18 protein-coding genes are annotated in these 19,972 nt (G+C 73.2%); 8 read left to right on the top strand and 10 right to left on the bottom strand.

Annotation, left to right across the window (positions count from 1 at the left end):
* Positions 1-251 precede the first annotated feature (251 nt).
* The 7 genes from V6V47_RS13265 to eccB all read right to left on the bottom strand — a co-directional run bounded on the left by V6V47_RS13265 (position 252) and on the right by eccB (position 6,007).
* The gene (locus tag V6V47_RS13265) at positions 252-659 is read right to left on the bottom strand and encodes a pyridoxamine 5'-phosphate oxidase family protein (RefSeq protein ID WP_334628479.1); all 408 of its coding nucleotides are present in this window, start codon (positions 657-659) and stop codon (positions 252-254) included.
* Between the two features lie 31 nt (positions 660-690).
* Positions 691-1,032, bottom strand: coding sequence for a YkvA family protein (locus V6V47_RS13260; protein WP_334628478.1), 342 nt, complete (start codon positions 1,030-1,032; stop codon positions 691-693).
* A 102-nt stretch (positions 1,033-1,134) separates the two neighbouring features.
* The gene (locus V6V47_RS13255) at positions 1,135-1,932 is read right to left on the bottom strand and encodes a hypothetical protein (RefSeq protein WP_334628477.1); all 798 of its coding nucleotides are present in this window, start codon (positions 1,930-1,932) and stop codon (positions 1,135-1,137) included.
* Positions 1,933-2,197: 265 nt separating this feature from the next.
* Positions 2,198-2,554 (bottom strand): hypothetical protein, encoded by a 357-nt coding sequence (locus V6V47_RS13250; protein WP_334628476.1) that lies wholly within the window; start codon positions 2,552-2,554, stop codon positions 2,198-2,200.
* Positions 2,555-2,745: 191 nt separating this feature from the next.
* Complete coding sequence (locus V6V47_RS13245; RefSeq protein ID WP_334628475.1) at positions 2,746-4,041, bottom strand: WXG100 family type VII secretion target; 1,296 nt, start codon at positions 4,039-4,041, stop codon at positions 2,746-2,748.
* Positions 4,034-4,402 carry a hypothetical protein gene (locus V6V47_RS13240; RefSeq protein ID WP_334628474.1) on the bottom strand — a complete coding sequence of 123 codons (369 nt, stop codon included), beginning with the start codon at positions 4,400-4,402 and terminating at the stop codon, positions 4,034-4,036. The genes V6V47_RS13245 and V6V47_RS13240 overlap by 8 nt, the downstream gene beginning before the upstream one ends.
* 87 nt (positions 4,403-4,489) lie before the next feature.
* A complete protein-coding gene (eccB, locus tag V6V47_RS13235) occupies positions 4,490-6,007 on the bottom strand; it encodes a type VII secretion protein EccB (RefSeq protein WP_334628473.1) in 1,518 nt (505 codons plus the stop codon).
* A 161-nt stretch (positions 6,008-6,168) separates the two neighbouring features.
* Here eccB and V6V47_RS13230 point away from each other — a divergent pair, with 161 nt between their 5' ends.
* Positions 6,169-7,356: a type VII secretion protein EccE gene (locus tag V6V47_RS13230; RefSeq protein WP_334628472.1), complete on the top strand. Its 1,188-nt coding sequence runs from the start codon at positions 6,169-6,171 to the stop codon at positions 7,354-7,356.
* A 33-nt stretch (positions 7,357-7,389) separates the two neighbouring features.
* On the opposite strand, the gene eccD is transcribed toward V6V47_RS13230, so the two are convergent.
* Positions 7,390-8,784, bottom strand: coding sequence for a type VII secretion integral membrane protein EccD (gene eccD, locus V6V47_RS13225; RefSeq protein ID WP_334628471.1), 1,395 nt, complete (start codon positions 8,782-8,784; stop codon positions 7,390-7,392).
* Between the two features lie 168 nt (positions 8,785-8,952).
* On the opposite strand from eccD, the gene eccCa reads away from it, so the two are divergent.
* From eccCa to V6V47_RS13195, 6 genes are all read left to right on the top strand, one after another.
* The gene (gene eccCa, locus V6V47_RS13220) at positions 8,953-12,915 is read left to right on the top strand and encodes a type VII secretion protein EccCa (protein ID WP_334628470.1); all 3,963 of its coding nucleotides are present in this window, start codon (positions 8,953-8,955) and stop codon (positions 12,913-12,915) included.
* A gap of 178 nt (positions 12,916-13,093) precedes the next feature.
* Positions 13,094-13,402 carry a WXG100 family type VII secretion target gene (locus V6V47_RS13215; RefSeq protein ID WP_074316322.1) on the top strand — a complete coding sequence of 103 codons (309 nt, stop codon included), beginning with the start codon at positions 13,094-13,096 and terminating at the stop codon, positions 13,400-13,402.
* Between the two features lie 25 nt (positions 13,403-13,427).
* The gene (locus tag V6V47_RS13210) at positions 13,428-13,706 is read left to right on the top strand and encodes a WXG100 family type VII secretion target (RefSeq protein WP_334628469.1); all 279 of its coding nucleotides are present in this window, start codon (positions 13,428-13,430) and stop codon (positions 13,704-13,706) included.
* Positions 13,707-13,789: 83 nt separating this feature from the next.
* The gene (locus tag V6V47_RS13205) at positions 13,790-15,364 is read left to right on the top strand and encodes a S8 family serine peptidase (RefSeq protein WP_334628468.1); all 1,575 of its coding nucleotides are present in this window, start codon (positions 13,790-13,792) and stop codon (positions 15,362-15,364) included.
* 37 nt (positions 15,365-15,401) lie between these two features.
* Positions 15,402-15,965 carry a hypothetical protein gene (locus tag V6V47_RS13200; RefSeq protein WP_334628467.1) on the top strand — a complete coding sequence of 188 codons (564 nt, stop codon included), beginning with the start codon at positions 15,402-15,404 and terminating at the stop codon, positions 15,963-15,965.
* Between the two features lie 17 nt (positions 15,966-15,982).
* The gene (locus V6V47_RS13195; protein WP_334628466.1) at positions 15,983-17,326 is read left to right on the top strand and encodes a WXG100 family type VII secretion target; all 1,344 of its coding nucleotides are present in this window, start codon (positions 15,983-15,985) and stop codon (positions 17,324-17,326) included.
* 83 nt (positions 17,327-17,409) lie between these two features.
* On the opposite strand, the gene mycP is transcribed toward V6V47_RS13195, so the two are convergent.
* Both mycP and V6V47_RS13185 read right to left on the bottom strand, forming a co-directional pair.
* Complete coding sequence (gene mycP / locus V6V47_RS13190; protein ID WP_334628465.1) at positions 17,410-18,642, bottom strand: type VII secretion-associated serine protease mycosin; 1,233 nt, start codon at positions 18,640-18,642, stop codon at positions 17,410-17,412.
* Positions 18,643-18,693: 51 nt separating this feature from the next.
* Positions 18,694-19,035 (bottom strand): helix-turn-helix transcriptional regulator, encoded by a 342-nt coding sequence (locus V6V47_RS13185; RefSeq protein ID WP_334628464.1) that lies wholly within the window; start codon positions 19,033-19,035, stop codon positions 18,694-18,696.
* Positions 19,036-19,234: 199 nt separating this feature from the next.
* Here V6V47_RS13185 and V6V47_RS13180 point away from each other — a divergent pair, with 199 nt between their 5' ends.
* The gene (locus V6V47_RS13180; protein WP_334628463.1) at positions 19,235-19,963 is read left to right on the top strand and encodes a carbonic anhydrase; all 729 of its coding nucleotides are present in this window, start codon (positions 19,235-19,237) and stop codon (positions 19,961-19,963) included.
* Positions 19,964-19,972: the final 9 nt, after the last annotated feature.

Raw genomic sequence — 19,972 nt, 5'->3', positions numbered from 1 at the left:
CGACTCGCGGAGGGCAGCAGCACCGGGAATGGCGCTCGGTCCATCAGGAAGGACGACCCGCGGTTGGCTCGGCGGGCGTACCGGAGGTGTAACGGCCCTGTTCCGGCGGGCATTCCGCCTCCGGCTGCCGGTGCGGGCGTCGCGATCAGGTGCAACGACCGCAGGTGAGGCGGGATTCCGGGTCAGGCGCGCCCGTCAATCGTCGAAGTCGGTCATCGGGGACTCCGGGTGCGGACGGGACATCCGTGCCGTCAGAGGCTGCCCAGCAGGCCGGTCACGGTGATCTCGATGACCACCCGCTCCGGATTCGGGCGCGGCGTCCGGTACCGCTCGGCGTAGCGGCGCTCCGCCTCAGCGACGGCGGCCCGGTCCGAGCGCAGCACCGCCCGGCCCTCGATGGTCAACCAGCGGCGGCCGTCCACGTGGCAGACGGCCACCGGCGTGCCCGCCGCGCCGGCAGCAGCCACCTGCCGCGCCTTGGCCGACGTGCCGGAGGTGATCACCCGAGCCAGACCGGCGGCCGGGTCGAGGGTGACCCCGACCGGCACCACGTGCGGGGTGCCGTCGGCGCGCAGGGTGGTCAGCGTCGCGAGGTGTCGCTCCGCGCAGAAGGCGGCGACGCGGTCGTCGCGTACGTCCAACCGGCGATCGCCCGCCATGCCCGTCCCCCGCTCGCCGATCCGGACACGATCATGGCACGCGGCGGCGTGCCCGGTCCGGCTCCGGCGGCGATTCCGGTTGCCCGGACAGCCGGCGGCCGGCCGCCCGACGCTGGTGCACCAGCCGGGTGAGGTAGATCAGCGCGCCGGCCAGGACGCCCATGTCGTCCAGGTAGATCGGGTCCGGGAGCAGATCGACCGGGAAGATCGTGTAGATCAATGCCCCGTAGAAGGCGACCTTGCCACCCGCGCCCAACCCGGTCAGCAGCCGCCGGGTACGCACCACGCGCACCGCCAGCACCACCGCGCCAATCAGGGTGGCGATCGCCAGGATGCCGGCGATCACCACGAGCACCCACGCCTGTCGGGACATCCCGTCACGCTAACGCACCCAAGCCCGACCGGCCGGATGCCGGCGGTCGGCACACCAGCGCGTCCGCGCCGGGCGGTCCGGCGTGTGCGGTCCGCGCGGTGCTCAGAACGCGGGTACGGCCGCCCGACCGCGGGCCACCACCGGGTTCTCCCGGGTCTGCTCGACCTGAGGCCGGACGACCTCACTCAGCGGCAGCACCGAGGCCGAGTCCGCGACCCGCCGCCCGGTCGCCGCGTACGCCTCCTCGCGGAGGCTCCGGGCTGCCGCCACGGCCAGCTCGGCGGCCCGCCAGGCAGCCTGCTCCCGCTCGACGGCGGCAACGTGCCGGAGCGCCAGATTGTCGCGAATGGCCCGCCACAGCACCAGCTCCTGCTCGACCGGGTGCAGCCGCGGGTCCCAGCCGTCACGGTGCGCGAACACGTCGCTGAGCTGCTCCACTGACAGATCCCGGCGCCAGTACGCGTCCAGGGCGGCCCGGTGCAGGTAGCGCTCACGGTCGACGTACTCGGCCGGGGTTTGTTCGGTGTGCGGCAGCGGCATCGCGGCTGCGGTGCCGAGCCGTCGGACGGCGGCTTCGGACGCCTCGTACGCCTGCCAGGCGGTCTCGACCGCCTCCTGCGCGGCCACCCACTCGGCCCGGCGGCGCTGCGCGGTGGTGGTGGCCCGCTCGGCTGCCACGCCGACCTCCTGCGCGTAGCGCCTCTGCTCCCGCTCCTCCCGGAGCTCTTCGAACTGGCTCGGCATGGCCGCGCTGCGGATGCGTGCGCCGGGATCGAGGCGGAGCCGACCGGGCCGCAGCAGGAGGGCGGCGACAGCGACTCCGACCACCGCGAGCAGGCTCAACCAGATGGCGGCGGCCCGGGGCACGTCGGGCAGGAAAGCGGAGAGGACGGTCTGCATGTTCAGCACCTCGCGGTCGAACGATGGGTATCGACGGGTGGTGGCGCGCGGGCGATGAGCGGCCCGCTGCCGGCCGGGCGGCGCCTCGGGGCGGTCACGGCGATGCGGTCGCCCATGGTGCGGCGGTCCATCGCGGCAGGGCGCCGTTCGTCGACCACCGGACGGCGCGGCGGCGGGATCACGCCGACGGCGACGACGGGGGTGTCCGCACGGGAGACCCGGGGACCGGGCCGGATGGATCACCGGACCGATGTGCCAGCCGAGGTCAGCGGGTGGGCGGGCCGCGCCGGGAGGGGGTGCCTCGGCCGAGGTCGACGGCCGGCGCTTGCTGCGGGCTTGCGGTGACCGGACCGGCCGCCTTGTCGGGGGCCGTGTAGACCGGCCGGGATGCGACCGGCTCGCCCGCCTGCTCGATGGCCGGGGCGGCATCGGGTCGGAGGGCGGCCACCCGGCTGCTCACGGCGCTGGGCCGCAGCTGCGTCGGGGCGGCCGGCGAAGTCGCGGCAAGAGCGCCGCCAAGGCCCACCGCGAGCACGAGCGCGGTGACCGCCAGTCGGGTCAGCTCCCGCAGTGACCGCAGCACAGCCCACCGGGCTGGGCGGGCGGACGCTGCGGTGGACACCCGACCAACCTAGCGCCAGACCCGGCTCGGCGCAGCACGGCGATGGCCGGGTTGGACGTGACCGGCACCACGAGATGCACAGTGGACGAACAATCTGACCTGGGAAACGCCGCGGCCCCGACCGGACTGATCCGGTCGGGGCCAAATGCGGAGAAGCGTTCGACCGCCCCTGGTGCCGAAGCGGCGCCGGGTCAGTCGGCGCTGCCGAGCACCGGTGGCGCCGCGTCCCCGCGGTCGCGCCACACCATCTCGTCCTCGGTCAGCCAGGTCAGCCGCTCGTCGGACTCGTCGTCCTCAGGTCGACCGTGCCCGCCGAGCACCCCCGGCCGGTTGGCGGCGCCACCGGCACCCGGCCGTGCGTTGCCTGCGGCTGCCCGGTTGGCGGTCTCGCCGCGTCGGCCGTCGATGCCGCGCCCGACCCCGCTGGCGGCACGACTCTCGGCCGGTGCCGGGCTGGCGGCGGGTCGGGCGGCGGTGGGCGTGCCGCCCGGCGAGGCGGCGAGCGTGGAGGTGCGCAACACCCCGCCGGCCGGCGCCCCACCGGACGCGCCGAAGAGCAGACCTGGGCCGGCGCTGGCGGTCGCGGTGGTCGCCCCGGACAGGCCGATCAACCCCGCCGATCCGCCGGCCACCAGGGCGCCGCCGACCAGCGGATCCGCGCCAGCGAGCGACGTGCCGCCCTCGGTGCCGGTGCCGGTGCCGGTGCCGGTGCCGCCGACGATCTCCACCGCCGGCGTGCCCGCGCCGCCCTGGCCGGAGCCGGAGCCGGACCCGTCGCCGGTCGTCGGCGGTGGGTTGACGTGCTCGGGCGTCGAGATGGTCGCGCCGCCGGTGTGCGCGGTGCTGCGGGTCGCGTTGGGTGCGTCGTGCGTCGCGGCGGTGGTCGGAACGCTGCGCGGCGTCGTCGGGTCGGTGCGGGCCGTGCTCGGCGTGTCCGGATCCGGCGGGGGCGGGTTGACCACCCGGTCGTAGGCGGAGAGGTCGTAACCGGAGGCCAGCTCGGCCACCACGTTGACCATCCGCTGGTGGGCCTTCTCCTGCTCAGCCTTGTCCTGCTGGTGACCCAGCAGGCCCCCGACGATGGCGCCGGGCACACCGAAGGTCGCGCCGCCCTTGAGCGCGCCGGAGATCGCGGCGTCGTTGTCGTCGGTCTTTTCCGGGCTCTCGGCCTGCTTGTGGGCGGTGCGCAGTTGGCCCGCCATCATGGTCAGGCCCTGCTTGATGCCGGCCATCCCGTCGCCCAGAGCCCCGGCGTGGTCGACGATCAGCGTCAGCCGCCGCTGGAACTCCTGACCGGCCGAACCCGTCCAGGTGTTGCCGAGCTTCTCGAGGTCACCGCTCAGCTCCCGGCCGAGACCGTCCAGGATGCCCTTGAGCGAGGCCCACTGGGCAGCCACGCCGTCGATCTGCTCCGGCTTGCCGGCCATAACCGCGTCGTACAGCTCCTGGTGGCTGTGGCCCTGGTAACGCTGGGTGTACTCAGACACGCCCGTCTCCCTTCGGCTGCAACGCCCGGTCGACGCCGGTCAGAGCGGCGGCGATGTCAGAGGAGTTGGCCGCGTTACGCGCCTCGGCGGTGCGGTAATTGGTCAGGATCGTGTTGGTCGCCTGCTGTGCCGCCTGCACGGCCTGCCGGAGGCGCTCAGCCTGATCCACGTAGGACTGGTGAACCTTGCTGTAGCGGCGTGCGTTGTCAGTGGCGTCGGTGAACGTGCCCAACGCCGGAGGAGCGCACTGCATCTCGGTGTTGAGCTTGCGCAGCACCGCCTCGGCCTGACTCAGCCGCGCCGCGAGGTGCTGGTGGAAATCCTCAAGGGACAGCAGGTCGACTTCGGTACGCCCGGTCATGGCAACATCCCCGTCGTTCTGGTTGACAACCGTCAGCGACCTTCAGGTTAGTCCACCAGTGCGATCCAGGGCGACCCGTGCGGCGGCTCAGTCGTCGGTGGCCGTCGATACCCCGCCGCCCGCTCCACCGGTCGCCGGCGCGCTGCTGGACGGAACGGACGGCGTGGACTCCGGCGCAGGGGTCGCCGGCGATGATCCACCCGGCGTGAAGTAGCCCCGGGCGCCCTCCTGCGACAGGGTGGGCCCGGTCGGGATCAGCGAGAGCAGCGAGCCGGGCACGGCCAGCGGGGTGACCCCGCTGTAGCCGAGCACGGCCATCGTCTCGGCCGATCCGAGCGGGTACCGGATGCCCTGGGGTGTGATCAGGTAGATGGTCGATCCGGCAGCACCGGACCCGCTGGTCCCGGCACCGGAGGCGGCCTGCGCGAGCACACCCTTGCCGCCCGGCAGCAGCACCGCGTCGGCCGTACGCACCCCGTCGCGGGCGGTCTGCCGGACCGGCACCGAGCCCGGCTCGGTCGTGGTCAGCTCGGTCGGCACCCGGTCGAGGACCTCCAGCGTGGTGGTCGGCGGCGCACCGCCGGCGCCCGCCCGGTACGTGGCGCAGAGCAGGGTCTGCCCGGAGCGGGCCGGGTACAGGGTGGGCAACTTCTTCGGCAGACCCTCCTCCTCCACCCGCCGATCGACGAACAGCCGGCCGACATCGTTGGGGGTGATGTCGGTGATCTGACCGCCGCCGCTGATCATCAGTCGCGCGGTGATCTCACTGACTGAGACGAGACCGTCGCGCGCCAGCACGTAGTGCTGACCCGCCGCCCGGTACACCTGACCGATGGTGGCCGACCCGCCGGGTACGGCCAGCGTGCTGCGGTCGCCCTCACCGGGCAGCGAGAGCTTGCGCAGCGGCGGCCCGGCCGGCACGGCGTTGAGCAGTTGCTGCCCGACCGGCAGCGCGACGGTGCCGGAGATGCCGAGTGCCGCGTTGGTCTGTTCGCCGCCGAGCACCTGGTGCCGGGCGTTGCCGGTGAGCAGGTACCGCTGACCGTCCACGCTGGCGAGCACCGCGCCGTCGCCCAGGGCAGTGGCGCCGGGCAGGGCGCGGTCGATCACCACGCGGGTGCTGGTGCCGCCCAGGCCGGCCGTGTCGGGCACGTCGCAGACCGACCAGGGCAGACCGGTCAGCGACTTGCGGTCCGGCAGGGCGTCCGGCGCCCCGACGATGCCGACCGTGCGGCCGCGGGGCCGGTCCCGGAGTGCGGCCTGGGACATCGTCCGGACCGTCGCGTCGGCCTCGTTCAGGATCAGCCGTGCCGAGGTGTAGTTCAGCGTCGGGTACAACTGCCCGTCGACGAACACGTACGTCGCACCGGTCTCCCGCTCGATCACCAGCGTCTTGTCGTCCAGCGGAGCGGTGTTTCCGGTCAGCTGCCCGTACGCGCCCACCCCGCCCAGCACCACGGCCGCGGCGATCACGCTGCCGAAGACCGCCATGCCGAGGCGGCGCATCGGCAGGTTGGTGGTCTCCGGATCACCCGACAGCAACGCGGAGACGATCCGGCGGGTGACGAAGCGGTACGCCTGCACCTGATCGCGGCGGGTCCGCATGACTTACCTCCGGCGGGGTGTTTCCGCGACGATCAGGTCGGAGCGCCGTCGCGGGCTTCCCTACGATAAGGGGCCGACGGCGGTTCTTCGGGACCACCGTCCGTGGCCGGCGTCCGGCCGACCCGGCGCAGAGCCGTACCGTGCAGAAGGGACAGTCACCGATGACGCAGGTTCAGGCACGACCCGCCCGAGCGGCCACGAACCCGTCCGACGTCCCGGCGCGGGCCACGCCGCCGACCGACCGGCCGGGTCGGGGTCGGCTCGGCCCGGTGCTGGTCGGGCAACTCGTCGTGTTGGAGTTGTGCGTGGTCGCCGTCTGGGCGGCCGTGGCCGGTCCGGTCTGGCTGCTCGCCGCGGTGGGCCTGGTGGCGGCACTGGTCGTCCTGGCCGCCTTCGCGCGTCGGGGTGGCCGCTGGTGGTTCGAGGACGTGCTGCTGCGCGGGCGGCTGCGCCGCCGTCGCGAGCGCGCCGAGGCGGCGCTCAGCGGCGGTGCCACCGCCGACCCCCGGCTGGCCGCGCTCGCCCCGGAGCTGAGCGTCATCGAGTTGACCGACCGGGGCACGCGGCTCGGCATCGGGCAGGACGACCAGGGCTGGTTCGCGGCCGTCGCGCTGCAGTCTGCCTCCGGTGCGGCGGTCGGCTCGGTGGAGGCGTCGACGGTGGACCGGGCGCTCCGGGTGCTCGCCGACTTCAGCGCGCCGGTCTCCCGCGCCCAGGTCGTCGCGCACACCCTGGTCTGGTACCCGGCGCCGGGTGCGCCACCGGCAGCGCACCGGACCGTCTGGGTGGCGCTGCGGCTCACCGTCCGCGACGCCCGGGTGGAGGCGGTCAGCCGGGGCGGCGGGCTGCCCGGCGTACACCGGACGCTGGCCGCCGGCATCGGACGGCTCGGCAAGGCACTGACCGCAGCCGAGTTGGCCCACCGGCCGTTGGGGCGCGACGAGCTGCGCGCGGCCGTGGTCTCGGCCGCGGGCCTGGACCTGGTGTCGGAGCCGCCGGCCGAGACGTGGCGAGGGCTGCGTGGCGGCGGCTGGACGCACCGCTGCCTGGCTCTGCGGGGCCGACCGGACGTACCCCTCGGCCCCCTCGTGGACGCGATCACCGCGACCTCCGCGCCGTCGCACACGGTGGCCGCCGCGGTGGCACCGGACGGTCGTGTGGCGGCGCCGCTGTTGCGGGTCGCGGCGATGGACAACCACGTCGAGGCGCTCGTCAAGGTTGTCCGGGACGTGGCGCGCCGGGCCGGCACGCCAGCCCGGCCGGTGGACGGGCAGCACGGCCCCGGCGTCTACGCCAGCGCGCCGGTGGCGTCCGCTCTGGGCGGCGTAGCCCGCCCACAACCCCGCTGACCGGCGCCGCTGACCGGCCGGGCGACCGGCCGGTCAGGGTCGCAGGTTGACGATCCAGCCGTAGAGGCCGCACACCCAGACGGCGAGCGGCACCAGCGAGATGATCAGCATGATCTCGACGATGTCGAGCAGCCGGCCCCAGACCGGGGAGATGCGCTTGCCGGCGACGGTCAGGCCGTAGATCAAGCTGACCACGGCCAGCAGCAGCCCGCCGAGGATCAGGCCGAGTCGGACGGGCTGCGACCCGTTGGCGAAGGTGGCCGCGGCGGCCAGGCCCAGCCCGACCGTGCCGGCGAGCAGCACCGGGGTGCGCTGGGCCCGGCCCAGCAGCGGGCGGGCCCGCAGCAGGGAGAGCAGGGCCAGCACCAGGCAGAGGAGTACGGCGGCCAGCCGCCCGTCCACGGCGAGCACCAGTTGCGCGCCGAGGACCAGCAGCGACACGGTCCACAGCAGGCCGGTGAGGAACTGGTCGGCACGCTCACTGAGCTGGAGCACGTGCCGCCCGTCCACCGACTCGCTGTCGGTCTTCAGGTCCTCCGGGCCGGTGGGGATCGACGGCACCGGCAGCCGGGCCAGTCGGTAGGCCACCATCGGCAGCGCCGGCACCGCGCCGAACGCCACCGCCGCCACCACCGCGGCGGCGGCCGGCGCGTCGATCCCGAAGGCCAGGCAGAGCAGCGCGCCCACGCCGATCGCGGCGCCGACCCCGATCGCGCCGAAGAACAGCGGGTACCGGTCGCCCACCGCCAGCGCGGCCACCGCCCCACCGACCACCACGGCCGTGCCCGCGAGCAGGACGTGTGGGCTGGCCAGATCGGTCAGCGGCCGGTCACCGGCGAGCAGCAGCAGACCGGCGGTGCCGGAGTACCCCAGGCCGACCATGGCCAGCACCGCGCCGGTCCGGCTGTCGCCGGCGGCCCGGGACAGCACCGCCGCGCCGACCAGCAGCGCCACCGCGACCAGCAGGGCGGCCAATGCGCCGGGCAGATGCGGCGGCCCGGCGAAGAGCGCCGCCAGCGCGCCGACACCGAGCGCCACCGCGGCGAACAGGACCGCGAAGGAACGGGTCGCCCCGACCTGCCACGCGCCGGGGCGCTGGTTGGTCGCGGTGGCGACGGCGTCCACCACGTCGTCGAAGACGATCTCCGGTGCGGCCGCGGACCGGGGGTTGAAGTAGAGCACCTCACCGTCACGGACGCCGAGCTGACCGGCGGTACGGCCGCCGTCCAGCGGCGCACCGCCCAACCTGGACAGTGCCCAGCCGCCGTGCCGCACGCCGTCGTCGGCGAGGTCCTCGCCGGCGTAGCGCAGCAGAGTGGGCAGCAGGTCGGCCATCGGCACGTCCGACGGCAGCGCCAGATCCATTCGGGTACGGGGTGCCACGATGGTGATCCGGCTCAGACCACCGGTCGCCGTTTTCGTCGCCACTGTGGCCTCCTGGTGTCCTTCTGCGATCAGCGGGCCGCCGTGCCGCGCGGAGCGGGTGCACCGCGCCCACGGGAGATTACCTACGATGACGGGCACGTACGATGCCCACCCGAGGACTCCGGTCCGCGGCGGCACGTCAAAAGGGCCGCTTCTGGGGAGGAGACAGCCGTGAGCACGGTGGTGTTCCGCCGACTCCCGCGTCAGCCGGGGCCGGCCTTGCCGCGCGGCGAGGTGCTGCTGGAGTCACCGCCTGAGCTGCCCGAGCAGACGCCCCGAGGCATGGGGCAGCTACTCATGATCCTGCCGATGGTCTGCGGCGTGGGCGCGATGGCCTTCCTCTACGCCGGCCGGGGCGGCGGCATGATGACGTACGTCGCCGGCGGTCTGTTCGGCGTGTCGATGCTCGGCATGGCGATCGGCTCGCTGAGCAACGGCGGGAACGACAAGGCCGAGTTGAACGCCGACCGCCGCGACTACATGCGTTACCTGGCGCAGATGCGCAAGCGCACCCGGCGCGCGGCGGGGCAGCAGCGGGCGGCGATGGCCTGGCGGCACCCCGAGCCCGACGCGCTCTGGTCGATCGCGGCCTCCCGGCGGCTCTGGGAGCGACGGATCACCGAGGACGACTTCGGTGAGACCCGGATCGCGCTCGGGCCGCAGCGGCTCGCGGTCGAGATCGTTCCGCCGGAGACGAAGCCGGTCGAGGACCTTGAGCCGATGAGCGCCATCGCGCTGCGCCGGTTCGTCCGCGCGCACTCCACCGTCCCGGACCTGCCGACCGCGCTGTCGGTGCGGGCGTTCAGCCGGGTGGTGCTGCGCGGTGACCGCGAGCCGGTGCTCGATCTGACCCGGGCCGCGCTGGGTCAGCTGGCCACCTTCCACGCCCCGGACGACCTGGTGTTCGCGGTGGTTGCCGCGCCCGACCGGCAGTCCGCGTGGGACTGGGTGAAGTGGCTGCCACACGCGCACCACAGTGGCCGTACGGACGCCGCCGGTGCCCGCCGGCTCGTCTTCGCCAGCCTGGCCGAGGCCGAGGAGTCCCTCGCCGGCGAGCTGGCTGGGCGGCCCCGGTTCGCCGCCGAGGCCAAGCCGTTGACCACCGCTCCGCACCTGGTCGTGGTGCTCGACGGCGGTGAGATCGCGCCGACGTGCCAGCTGGTGGGCCAGGGTCTGCTCGGCACCACCCTGATCGACCTCTCCGGGACGGTGCCGCGCGACGCCGGCCGCTGGCTGCTCTGCCTCGACGTGGGCGACGGCACCAACCTCGACCTGGTCCGGGGCAGCTCGTCGTCCCGGCTGGGTCAGCCGGACCGGCTGACCGCCGAGGCCGCCGAGGGGCTGGCCCGGCAGATCGCACCCTTCCGGCTCTCCCAGCAGCAGGCCAGCAGCGAGGAGCCGCTGGCCCGCAGCACCGAGCTACCCGACCTGCTCGGCGTGGGCGACGCCGCCGCGGTGGACGTGCACCAGACCTGGCGCCCGCGGGGCCACCGCGACCGATTGCGGATCCCACTCGGTGTCGGTCCGGACGGCAACATCGTCGACCTGGACTTCAAGGAGTCGGCACACGAGGGCATGGGCCCGCACGGCCTGGTCATCGGCGCGACCGGGTCCGGCAAGAGCGAACTTCTCCGTACGGTGGTGGCCGCGCTGGCGGTGACCCACTCGTCGGAGGAGCTGAACTTCGTCCTGGTCGACTTCAAGGGTGGCGCGACGTTCGCCTCGCTGGAGGCGCTGCCGCACACCAGCGCGGTGATCACCAACCTGGCCGACGAGCTGCCGCTGGTCGACCGTATGCGGGACGCGCTCGCTGGCGAGATGGTGCGCCGACAGGAGCTGCTCCGCGCGGCCGGCAACTATGTCTCCCGCTTCGAGTACGAGAAGGCCCGGGCGGCCGGCGAGCCGCTGGCGCCGATGCCCAGCCTGCTGATCATCTGTGACGAGTTCAGCGAACTGCTCGCCGCCAAGCCCGACTTCATCGACCTGTTCGTGATGATCGGCCGACTGGGCCGGTCGCTGGGTGTGCACCTGCTGCTGGCCAGTCAGCGGCTGGAGGAGGGCAAGCTCCGCGGCCTGGACACCCACCTGTCGTACCGGATCGGCCTGCGTACCTTCTCGGCGGTGGAGAGCCGGATCGTGCTCGGCGTGCCGGACGCGTACGAGCTGCCGAACGCGCCGGGGCACGGCTACCTGAAGACGGACACCAGCACGATGCTGCGGTTCCGCGCCGCGTACGTCTCGGGGCCGTACCGGGCGCCGGGGCAGCAGGCGTCCGCGTCGCAGGCCCTGGTGCAGCGCCGGATCGTGCCGTACGGCCTCGACTTCATGCCCGAGCAGGCCCCACTGCTGCCGGTGCAGACCACCCCCGAGCCGGAGCAGCCGGGCGACGGCAAGGCCGTGGCGATGCTCGACGTGCTGATCGACCAGCTCAAGGGCCGGGGCCGGCCCGCGCACCAGGTGTGGCTGCCGCCGCTGGCCGATCCGCCGGGCCTGGGCGAGCTGCTCGGCCCACTGGCTGTCGATCCGACCTACGGGCTGTGCACCGCGTCCTGGCCGGGCCGGGGGCGCCTCACGGTGCCGGTCGGCGTGGTGGACCGCCCCTACGAGCAGCGCCGCGACCCGATGATGGTCGAGCTGGCCGGGGCCGGCGGCAACGTGGTGATCGTCGGCCGTTCGCTCAGCGGCAAGAGCACCATGCTGCGCTCACTGCTCGCCTCGCTGGCACTCACCCACACGCCCCGTGAGGTGCAGTTCTTCTGCCTGGACTTCGGCGGTGGCGCGCTGCGCAGCCTGGAGCGGCTGCCGCACATGGCCGGGGTGGCCGGCCGGCGGGACGTCGAGGCGGTGCGCCGCACGGTGGCCGAGGTGGTGGCCGTCCTGGACGACCGGGAGACCCGCTTCGCCCAGCACGGCATCGACTCGGTGGCCAGCTACCGCCGGCGGCGGGCCGCCGGCGAGTTCGCCGACGACCCGTTCGGCGACGTGTTCCTGGTGGTGGATGGCTGGAACACCGTGCGCCAGGATTACGAGGAGCTGGAGCAGACCATCACCACGCTGGCCAACCGGGGCCTCGGCTTCGGTGTGCACGTGGTGCTCACGGCGGTGCGCTGGGCGGAGGTCCGGATCAACATGCGGGACCTGCTCGGCACCAAGCTCGAGCTGCGCCTGGGTGACCCGTCCGAATCCGAGATCGACCGCCGCTCCGCGACGAACGTCCCGGAGAAGTCGCCTGGTCGAGGTCTGACCCGGGACAAGCTGCACTTCCTCACCGCCATCTCGCGGATCGACGGCCGTCGGGACATCGAGGACCTGAGCGAGGCGTCGATCGCCCTGGCTGGTCACGTCGCGAGCAACTGGCCGGGCCGGCCGGCACCGAAGGTACGGCTGCTGCCGCGTCGACTGCCGGTGGCCGAGCTGTCCCGGATCATCGACCGGTCGGCGCCCGGCCTGCCGGTCGGCGTCAATGAGTCGGCGCTCGCGCCGGTCTACCTGGACCTGGCCAACGAGCCGCACCTGACGGTCTTCGGCGACGCCGAGTGCGGCAAGACCAACCTGCTGCGGCTGATCGCCCGAGGCATCACCGAGCGGTACACGCCGGCCCAGGCCCGGCTGGTGATCGCCGACTACCGGCGTGGACTGCTGGGCGCGGTGGAAGGCGACCACCTGCTGGACTACGCCCCGTCCAACCAGGCGTTCGCCCAGGGGCTCGGCTCGATCCGCAGTGCTCTGAACAACCGGCTGCCCGGACCGGACGTGACCACCGCCCAGCTGCGCGACCGCAGCTGGTGGAAAGGCCCGGACCTGTACATCCTGGTGGACGACTACGACCTGGTCGCCTCCGGCGGCAGCAACCCGCTCAGCGCCCTGCACGAGCTGTTGCCGCAGGCCCGCGACATCGGGCTGCACCTGATCATCACCCGCCGGGTCGGCGGCATCTCCCGGGCGCTCTACGAGCCGGTGCTGCAGCGGCTCCGTGAGCTGGATTCGCCAGGTCTGCTGATGTCCGGCAACCGGGAGGAGGGTGCGGTCTTCGGCACGCTGCGGCCGAGCCCGCAGCCGCCCGGCCGGGGCACTCTCGTCCGCCGCCGTGACGGCCAGCAGCTGATCCAGACCGCGTGGTCCGAGCCCTCCTGACGGAGTCGGACTCACCCGATTCACCACTATCCATGAACACTCCGGGTCAGGGCTGCGGGAGCTGGACTGGTTCGGTTACCGTCTTCACTGGAGTGTCCGTCGGTGGGGTGTTGCTGCCTTGCCGCGGGGGAGGGGTGCGGCGAAGCCGCCACCACAACATGACGGAAGGGTGTGAAGCATGGCGTTCGAGGTCGAAGCTGCGACTCTGCATACCGCCGCGAGTGACGTGCGGTCCACGCGTAGCGAGGTCGACGGCGAGCTCAAGAAGCTGTGGAACGTGGTCGACGACCTGGCCATGGCGTGGAAGGGCCAGGCGTCCACGGGCTTCCAGTCGCTGATGCAGCGCTGGAACGAGGACACTGTCAACCTGCTGACGGCGATGGACAGCATTGCTGACCTGCTCGACAAGTCGGGTACGACGCACCAGGTCAACGACGAAGAGCAGCAGCAGATGCTGGACAAGTTCCACTCTGCTCTCAACCCGTGATCCGTAGCCAGCAGAGGAGGAAGTCGTGACGATCAAGGTTGACTACGCGGTCCTCGAGAGCAGCAACCAGCAGATGCAGGCCATCTCGAAGACCATCGACGAGAAGCTCGACACGCTGCGGTCGATGCTGTCCAAGCTCCAGTGGGACGGCGAGGACCGGGCGGCCTACGAGCAGCACCAGGCCAAGTGGGACACGTCGGTCCGGGACATCAACCGCGTCCTGAACGAGATCGGTGGTGCCGTCGGCATCGCCAAGGAGAACTACGTCTCCACCGAGATGAGCAACTCCAAGGTGTGGGGCTGAGACAATCACCGGTGCGGCTCCGGTCCGGTTCGACCGGACCGGAGCCGCATTGCGTTGGCGTCGGCACAGGTAGTGGGAGAGCGATGCGTACGGGGAAGCCATTCCGATCGGCTCGGGTCACCGCTGCGGCTGCGTTCGCGCTGTGCGCGGCGCTGACCAGCGCGGTGGTGCCGGCACCGGCCCACGCGGCGGACACGGTCCGTAGCCTGCAGTGGTATCTCGATTCGCTCAAGATCCCCCAGGCGCACAAGACCACTCAGGGCAAGGGCGTCGTCGTCGCGATCATCGACGGCGGCGTGGACGCCAACCATCCCGACCTGAAAGGCCAGGTGCTGGCCGGGCACGGGGTGAACGCCGCGTCCGCCCCGGACGGCCGGCGTGACGACGACCTGGAAAAGGGGCACGGCACGTCGATGGCCGGCGTGGTCGCTGGCCGTGGTGGTGGCGCGCAGCGGGAACTGGGCATCGCGCCGGCCGCGAAGATCCTTCCGGTCTCGATGGGAGCCCGCTTCAACGGCGACGACCTGGTCCTGGCGATCCGATGGGCCGCGGACAACGGCGCCGATGTCATCAACCTCTCGCTGGGCAGCGAAGACGGGGGGCCGGCCGCCCCCGGCCTGGTGGACGCCATCCAGTACGCGTTCAGCAAGGATGCCGTGGTGGTGGCCTCCGCGGGCAACGTCGAGCAGGGTGACCGGCAGGTGATTCCGCCCGCCAACATTCCCGGCGTCATCGCCGTCTCCGGGCTCAGTAAGCGGGGCAGCTTCTTCACCGGGTCGGCGCAGGGTCCCGAGACGGTGCTGGCCGCACCGATGGAAAACATCATCGCTCCGTCTCCCAAGGCGGTCTCGCCCAACGGCTACACGGTGTCCAGCGGCACCAGCAGGTCGGCCGCCATCGTCTCCGGGGTCGTGGCGCTGGTTCGCGCGAAATATCCGCAGCTCGACGCTGCCAATGTCGTCAACCGGCTCATCAAGACCGCCCGCGATGCCGGGCCGAACGGTCGGGACCCGCAGTACGGCTTCGGCGTCATCGACCCGCTCGCCGCGCTGAGCCGCTCGGTGCCGGCGGTGACGGCGAACCCGCTGCTGGAAGGGGCAGCGGCGAGCCCGACCCGGCCCGGCGCTGCCCGGCCCGGCGACGACGACGGGCCGGCGGTCGAGTTCGGCGTGACCAACAAGGCCGGTGCCATCGTCCAGGTGGGCCTCTGCCTGGCCGTTCCGATCATCGCGCTGATCATCCTGCTGGTGGTGCTGCGCCGTCGCAAGCGGCGCGCAGCCGTCGCCGGCCCCACGGGCACGCCGCCGCCGGGCTGGCCCGCCGCTCCGGCAGGTTGGCCGACACCGGCGGGGCCCGTTCCGCCAGGCCAGTCCGTCTCCGGCTACGGGCCGCCGCCGGGCCAGCCCGTTCCCGGGTACGGCCCGCCGCCGGGCCAGCCCGTTCCCGGGTACGGGCCGCCGCCGGGCCAGCCCGCACCCGGGTACCCGCCGCCGGGGCAGCCCACGCCGGGGTACCCACCGCCGGGCTATCCGCCGTCGGCGGGTCAGCCCACGCCGGGTTACCCGCCGGCTCAACCCGCGCCGCCGCCGGCCGGGTCCGCTTGGCCAGGTGGTGGCACGGGGCAGATCCCGCCGCCGCCCGGCCCGCAGCAGCAGTAAGCGCAGACCACCAGTCAGGGTTTCGGGGAGGGGACCGATGACGGACGACAGGACCACGCAGCCGGAACGGTACGTGAACGACAATCTCTACATCCCGATCCCCGCAGGGGCGGTTCCGACGCCGGGGCTGGCCGTGACCGGCTTCGAGGTCGACAACGTCAACCACGCCGCGACGCCGGACGGCCTGGTAACCGCTCCGGGCGAAGCCGGCGTCAAGACCGAATGGGACGCGTCCAGCCTGGATTCGGCCATCACCTGGCTGGAGACCCACGCGGCGTACCTGAACAAGCTCTCGTACGACATGGTCGACATCCAGGACCTGATGGGCGGCGCGGCGGCCGGCGGTGCGGGCGCGGTTGCCGGCCAGCCGAGCCCGCTCGGCGGGTTCGACTGGGCCACCCGGTTGGCCGCCAAGCACCAGGGGCTCTACCAGACCACCGAGGCCGGCGTGCGGCGGTTGTCCGAGAGCCTGTACGACGCGGCCGAGGCATTGCGCCAGGTCAAGCAGAACTACGAAACGGCGGAAGAGCAGAACAGGATGTCCGCCGCCGACATGCAGCGGGTCTTTGGCGACGTGGCCGGCAACGGCGACGGCCGTTAGAACGGGGAGGACGGCAGATGGGCCTGAGCTGGGAAGAGATGTGCCAGAAGGTCGTCATCGACGGTCGGCCGGGCGATGTGACGAGCGCGGCGCTCGGCTGGGAACAGCTGATCAAGAACCTCAACAACGTCAAGCAGAGTCTCGACACCAACATCAAGGATCTGGGCACGGTCTGGAAGGGCCCGGCGTACGAGGCGTTCAAGGGCCACGTCGAGCAGATCGCCAAGGACACCGGGAAGATCGTCGCGGACACCGAGGAAGGCAGCGGCATCGTCCAGTCACTCAAGGGCGCCGCCGACAAACTGACCGCCGCTCAGCAGGACTTCCCGATCCCGGCGACCTGCGTCAACGACGTGCTGGAGGCGCGCAACGCCAAGTTGACCCTCGGCGTCGGCTTCTTCGAGGCGAAGGTGGGACCGGACTTCCTCGGCTGGCTCGACCCGGTGACCGCGATCGCGGACTGGATCAATGACCGGTCCGAGGAGGCAGCCGGCGTCTTCCAGCGGGTCAACGGCGACTACCAGAACATCGCCCCGGGCACGCCGGGTGAAGCAAGCCCGTACGGCGTCAAGGACCCGACGCAGCAGATTCCGAATCTGGACAAGGGCGGCGGCGGTGGTGGTGGCGGGGGCGGCAAGGTGCCGGACATCGGCGGGAACCCCTCCGTCGGTGAGCTGGGTGCGAAGCCCTCCATCGGCTCGACCGGCGTCCCGGACACCGGCGGCCTGTCCGGCGGCTCCGGCGCGCATCCGGACCTCTCGGGCGGGTACGACTCCGGCAGCGGTAGCTACCCGGGCACGACCGGCGGCGGTCTGGACGACGAATACAGCAGCGGCCTGGCGGGTGCCGGGGGTGGCAGCACGCCCGGTCTCGGCTCCGGCGGCCTGGGCTCCTCCGGCCTGGGTGGCGCCGGCGGTCTCGGCAGCGGTGGCGGCCTGGGCAGCGCCGGCGGTGGCGGCGGCGGCGCCGGGATGCTCGCAGGCGGCGGCGCACTCGGCCGGCCGGTCTCCCCGAACATGGGCCCGATGATGGGCGGCGGCGCCGCAGGCGCCGGTCGCGGTGGCGGCCGGGGCGGTGGCCGCGTCGGCGGCGCGGGCGGCAAGCTGGGCGGCGGCATGGCGCCCGGCATGGGCGGCGTCGCTGGCGGTGCCGGTGCCGGCCGTGGCGGCACCGGTCGCGGTGCAGCGGGTGCCGGGGCCGGAGCCCGGGGCGCGGGAGCCCGGGGTGCCGGTGGAATGGCCGGGATGGGCGCCGGTGCGGGGTACGGCGCCGAGGAGGAGTCGGCCCGCAACACCTGGCTGGAGGAGGACGAGGACGTCTGGGGCGCCGACGGCGACGGCACCCCCGGCATCCTGCGCTGATCGTTCGCGCACCACGACGCCGACGGCTCTGACCGGCCGGCGTCGTGGTGCGCGCGTTTGCGACCCGGAAACCGGGCTGTCGGTCAGCCGGCGACGGGTGAGTCGGTGCGCCGGCCCGGGCGCCAACCGCGGCGGCGGCCCCGCATGATGATCGGTCGGGCGGCCAGCAACAACGCGGCCAGCAGGCCGCCGATCGCGGCCGTCCAGATCGCGGCGGTGCGCTGCCAGCTCAGGGGGTCGTCCGGCCCGGTCGGTGCCGGGAGTAGGCCGGCGGGCGGGTTGGTACGGGTGCCCAGCAGGCTCGTCACCGCCCGGTACGGGTTGACGACGCCGTAACCGAGCTCCGCGTTGTGCCCCTCCGGCGGGTTGTCGGCCGTGCGCTCGATGCGGTCGGCGATCTCCTGTGGAGTGAGATCCGGGTGGGCGGCGCGAACCAGCGCGACCACCCCCGAGACGTACGCCGAGGCGAAGCTGGTGCCGCCCGTCGGCTCAGCGAGGTAGCCGGGCCCGGCGGGTGCCGGGCCGACGATGTTCAACCCCGGCGCGGCGATGTCGACATAGCCACCGCTGACCGAGCTGTCCACGTGGCCGCCCTGCTCGTCGACACCGGCGACCGCGATGACCCCGGGGTAGGCGGCCGGGTAGGCCGTCCGGTCCTGCTGCGACTCCCCCCGGTTACCGGCGGCGGCGACCAGCACCACCCGCTTGGCGAGCGCGCGCTCGACGGCCGTCGCGAGCTGGGGGCGGTTTTCGGTCACCAGGGACAGGTTGATCACATCGGCGCCGTTGTCGACCGCATAGTCGATGGCCCTGGCGATCTCCCCGGGTAGACCCTCGTCGTTGGTGCCCTTGATGCTGGGCAGCACCCGGATCGGCAGGATCCGGGCCGCCGGTGCGATGCCGCTGAACGGCGCGCCGGTGCCCTCCTTGCCAGCGATGATCCCGGCCACCAGCGTGCCGTGCCCAGCCTGGTCACACTGGCCCTGGTGGGCGGGCAGGTTGTTGAAGTCCTTGCCCTCGAGCACCTGCCCCTTGAGCAGCGGGTGGATGGCGGAGACCCCGGAGTCGATCACCGCGACCGTGATCCCGGTGCCCCGGGTCAACGGCCAGGCGGCGGACGGCTCCAGTCGGCGCAGCGCCCACGGCGTTTCGACCGGGGCGCTGCCGCCGGTCGGCCCGCAGGTGGGCGGTGCCGCGACCGCTGGAGAGGGGCCCACCACGGCAGCGCCGAGCAGGGCGGCCAGCGCCCCACTGAGGACAGTCCGGATTGGGCGGCGGGTCGGGGTGGTCGCGCTCAACGGCAGGCATTCGCGCACCCTCAGAGATTACCGCCGTGCCCCGACGGGCATCGGCCCGGACGACGGCGATCAGGACCGGCGGGCCGCCTGGTCCTCGGGCGTCTCGGCGAAGAGCGCGAGCAGATCGCCGACCTCGCGGTCGTCCTCGGCGGGGTGCCGGAACCGGCCGGCCGGGTTGAGCGTGTATTCGTTTCGCCGCCCCACCCGGGTGCGGTGCAGGTAGCCGCCCGCCTCCAGGTCGGCGACGATCGCCTGCGCGGCCCGCTCGGTCACGCCGACCTCGGCCGCGACGTCGCGCAGCCGAGCCGTGGGGTCGCGGGCGATGGCCAACAGGACGTGCCCGTGGTTGGTGAGGAACGTCCAGTTCCGGCCACCGCCGGTGTCGCTGCCGCCCGTCGCCGTGCTCGCCATCGTGGCACCGCCTCTCCGGTTCCCGCCCTGCCCTGTCGGGCGCTGCCGGCGGACCGGCGGGGCCAACGTATGAAATCTAAATCACGCATATCTTGACGCATCTTGCGGTGCGTGTGACCGTGGAGCCGGGTCAGCGCCCGCCGCCGACCCAGTTGACCATGCGGCTGAGCAGGCCAAACGTAACGAGACGAGGTGCGGGATGAGTCTTCCCGGTACGCCCGACGGTCAGCCAGGTCCGCAGCGCACCACCGACTCCGTGTCGGTGCCGGCCAATCCGGCCCGCGCGTACGCCGAGCTGGCCGCCGGCAACCAGCGCTTCGTCAGCGGCGCCCCGCACCACCCCAACCAGGACGCCGGGCACCGGGCAGCGGTGGCCGACGGACAGCACCCGTTCGCGGTGATCGTCGGCTGCTCCGACTCCCGACTGGCTGCCGAGATCATCTTCGACCGCGGTCTGGGTGACCTGTTCGTGGTCCGCACGGCCGGGCACACCGCCGGCCCCGAGGTGCTGGGCAGCGTCGAGTACGCGGTGACCGTGCTCGGCACCCCGCTGGTGGTGGTGCTCGGCCACGATTCGTGCGGCGCCGTGCAGGCTGCCCGGGAGTCCGACGCCACCGGCACCATGCCCCCCGGGCATCTCCGTGCGGTGGTCGACGCCGTACTGCCCAGCCTGCGGCGGGCCGCCGCCGAGGGGGTGGACGACATCGACGGCATCGTCGACGTCCACATCGCGCAGACCGTCGAGACGCTGCTCGGTCAGTCGCCCGTGCTGGCCGCCGAGGTGGCGCAGGGGCGCTGTGCCGTGGTGGGGGTGTCGTACCGGCTCGCCGCTGGCGTGGTGCGCCCGGTGACCGCCGTACCGGCCGGTGCCGCTCCGCTCGACGTACTGACCGGTTCCACCGACCCGGCCGCGCACGCCGCCGCCTGACGCGGCGAG

It is taken from the genome of Micromonospora sp. CPCC 205539, assembly GCF_036906815.1.
Lineage (GTDB): Bacteria > Actinomycetota > Actinomycetes > Mycobacteriales > Micromonosporaceae > Micromonospora.
The sequence above is the reverse complement of the archived record's forward strand: the minus strand, read 5'-3'. Positions and strand labels throughout refer to the sequence as shown.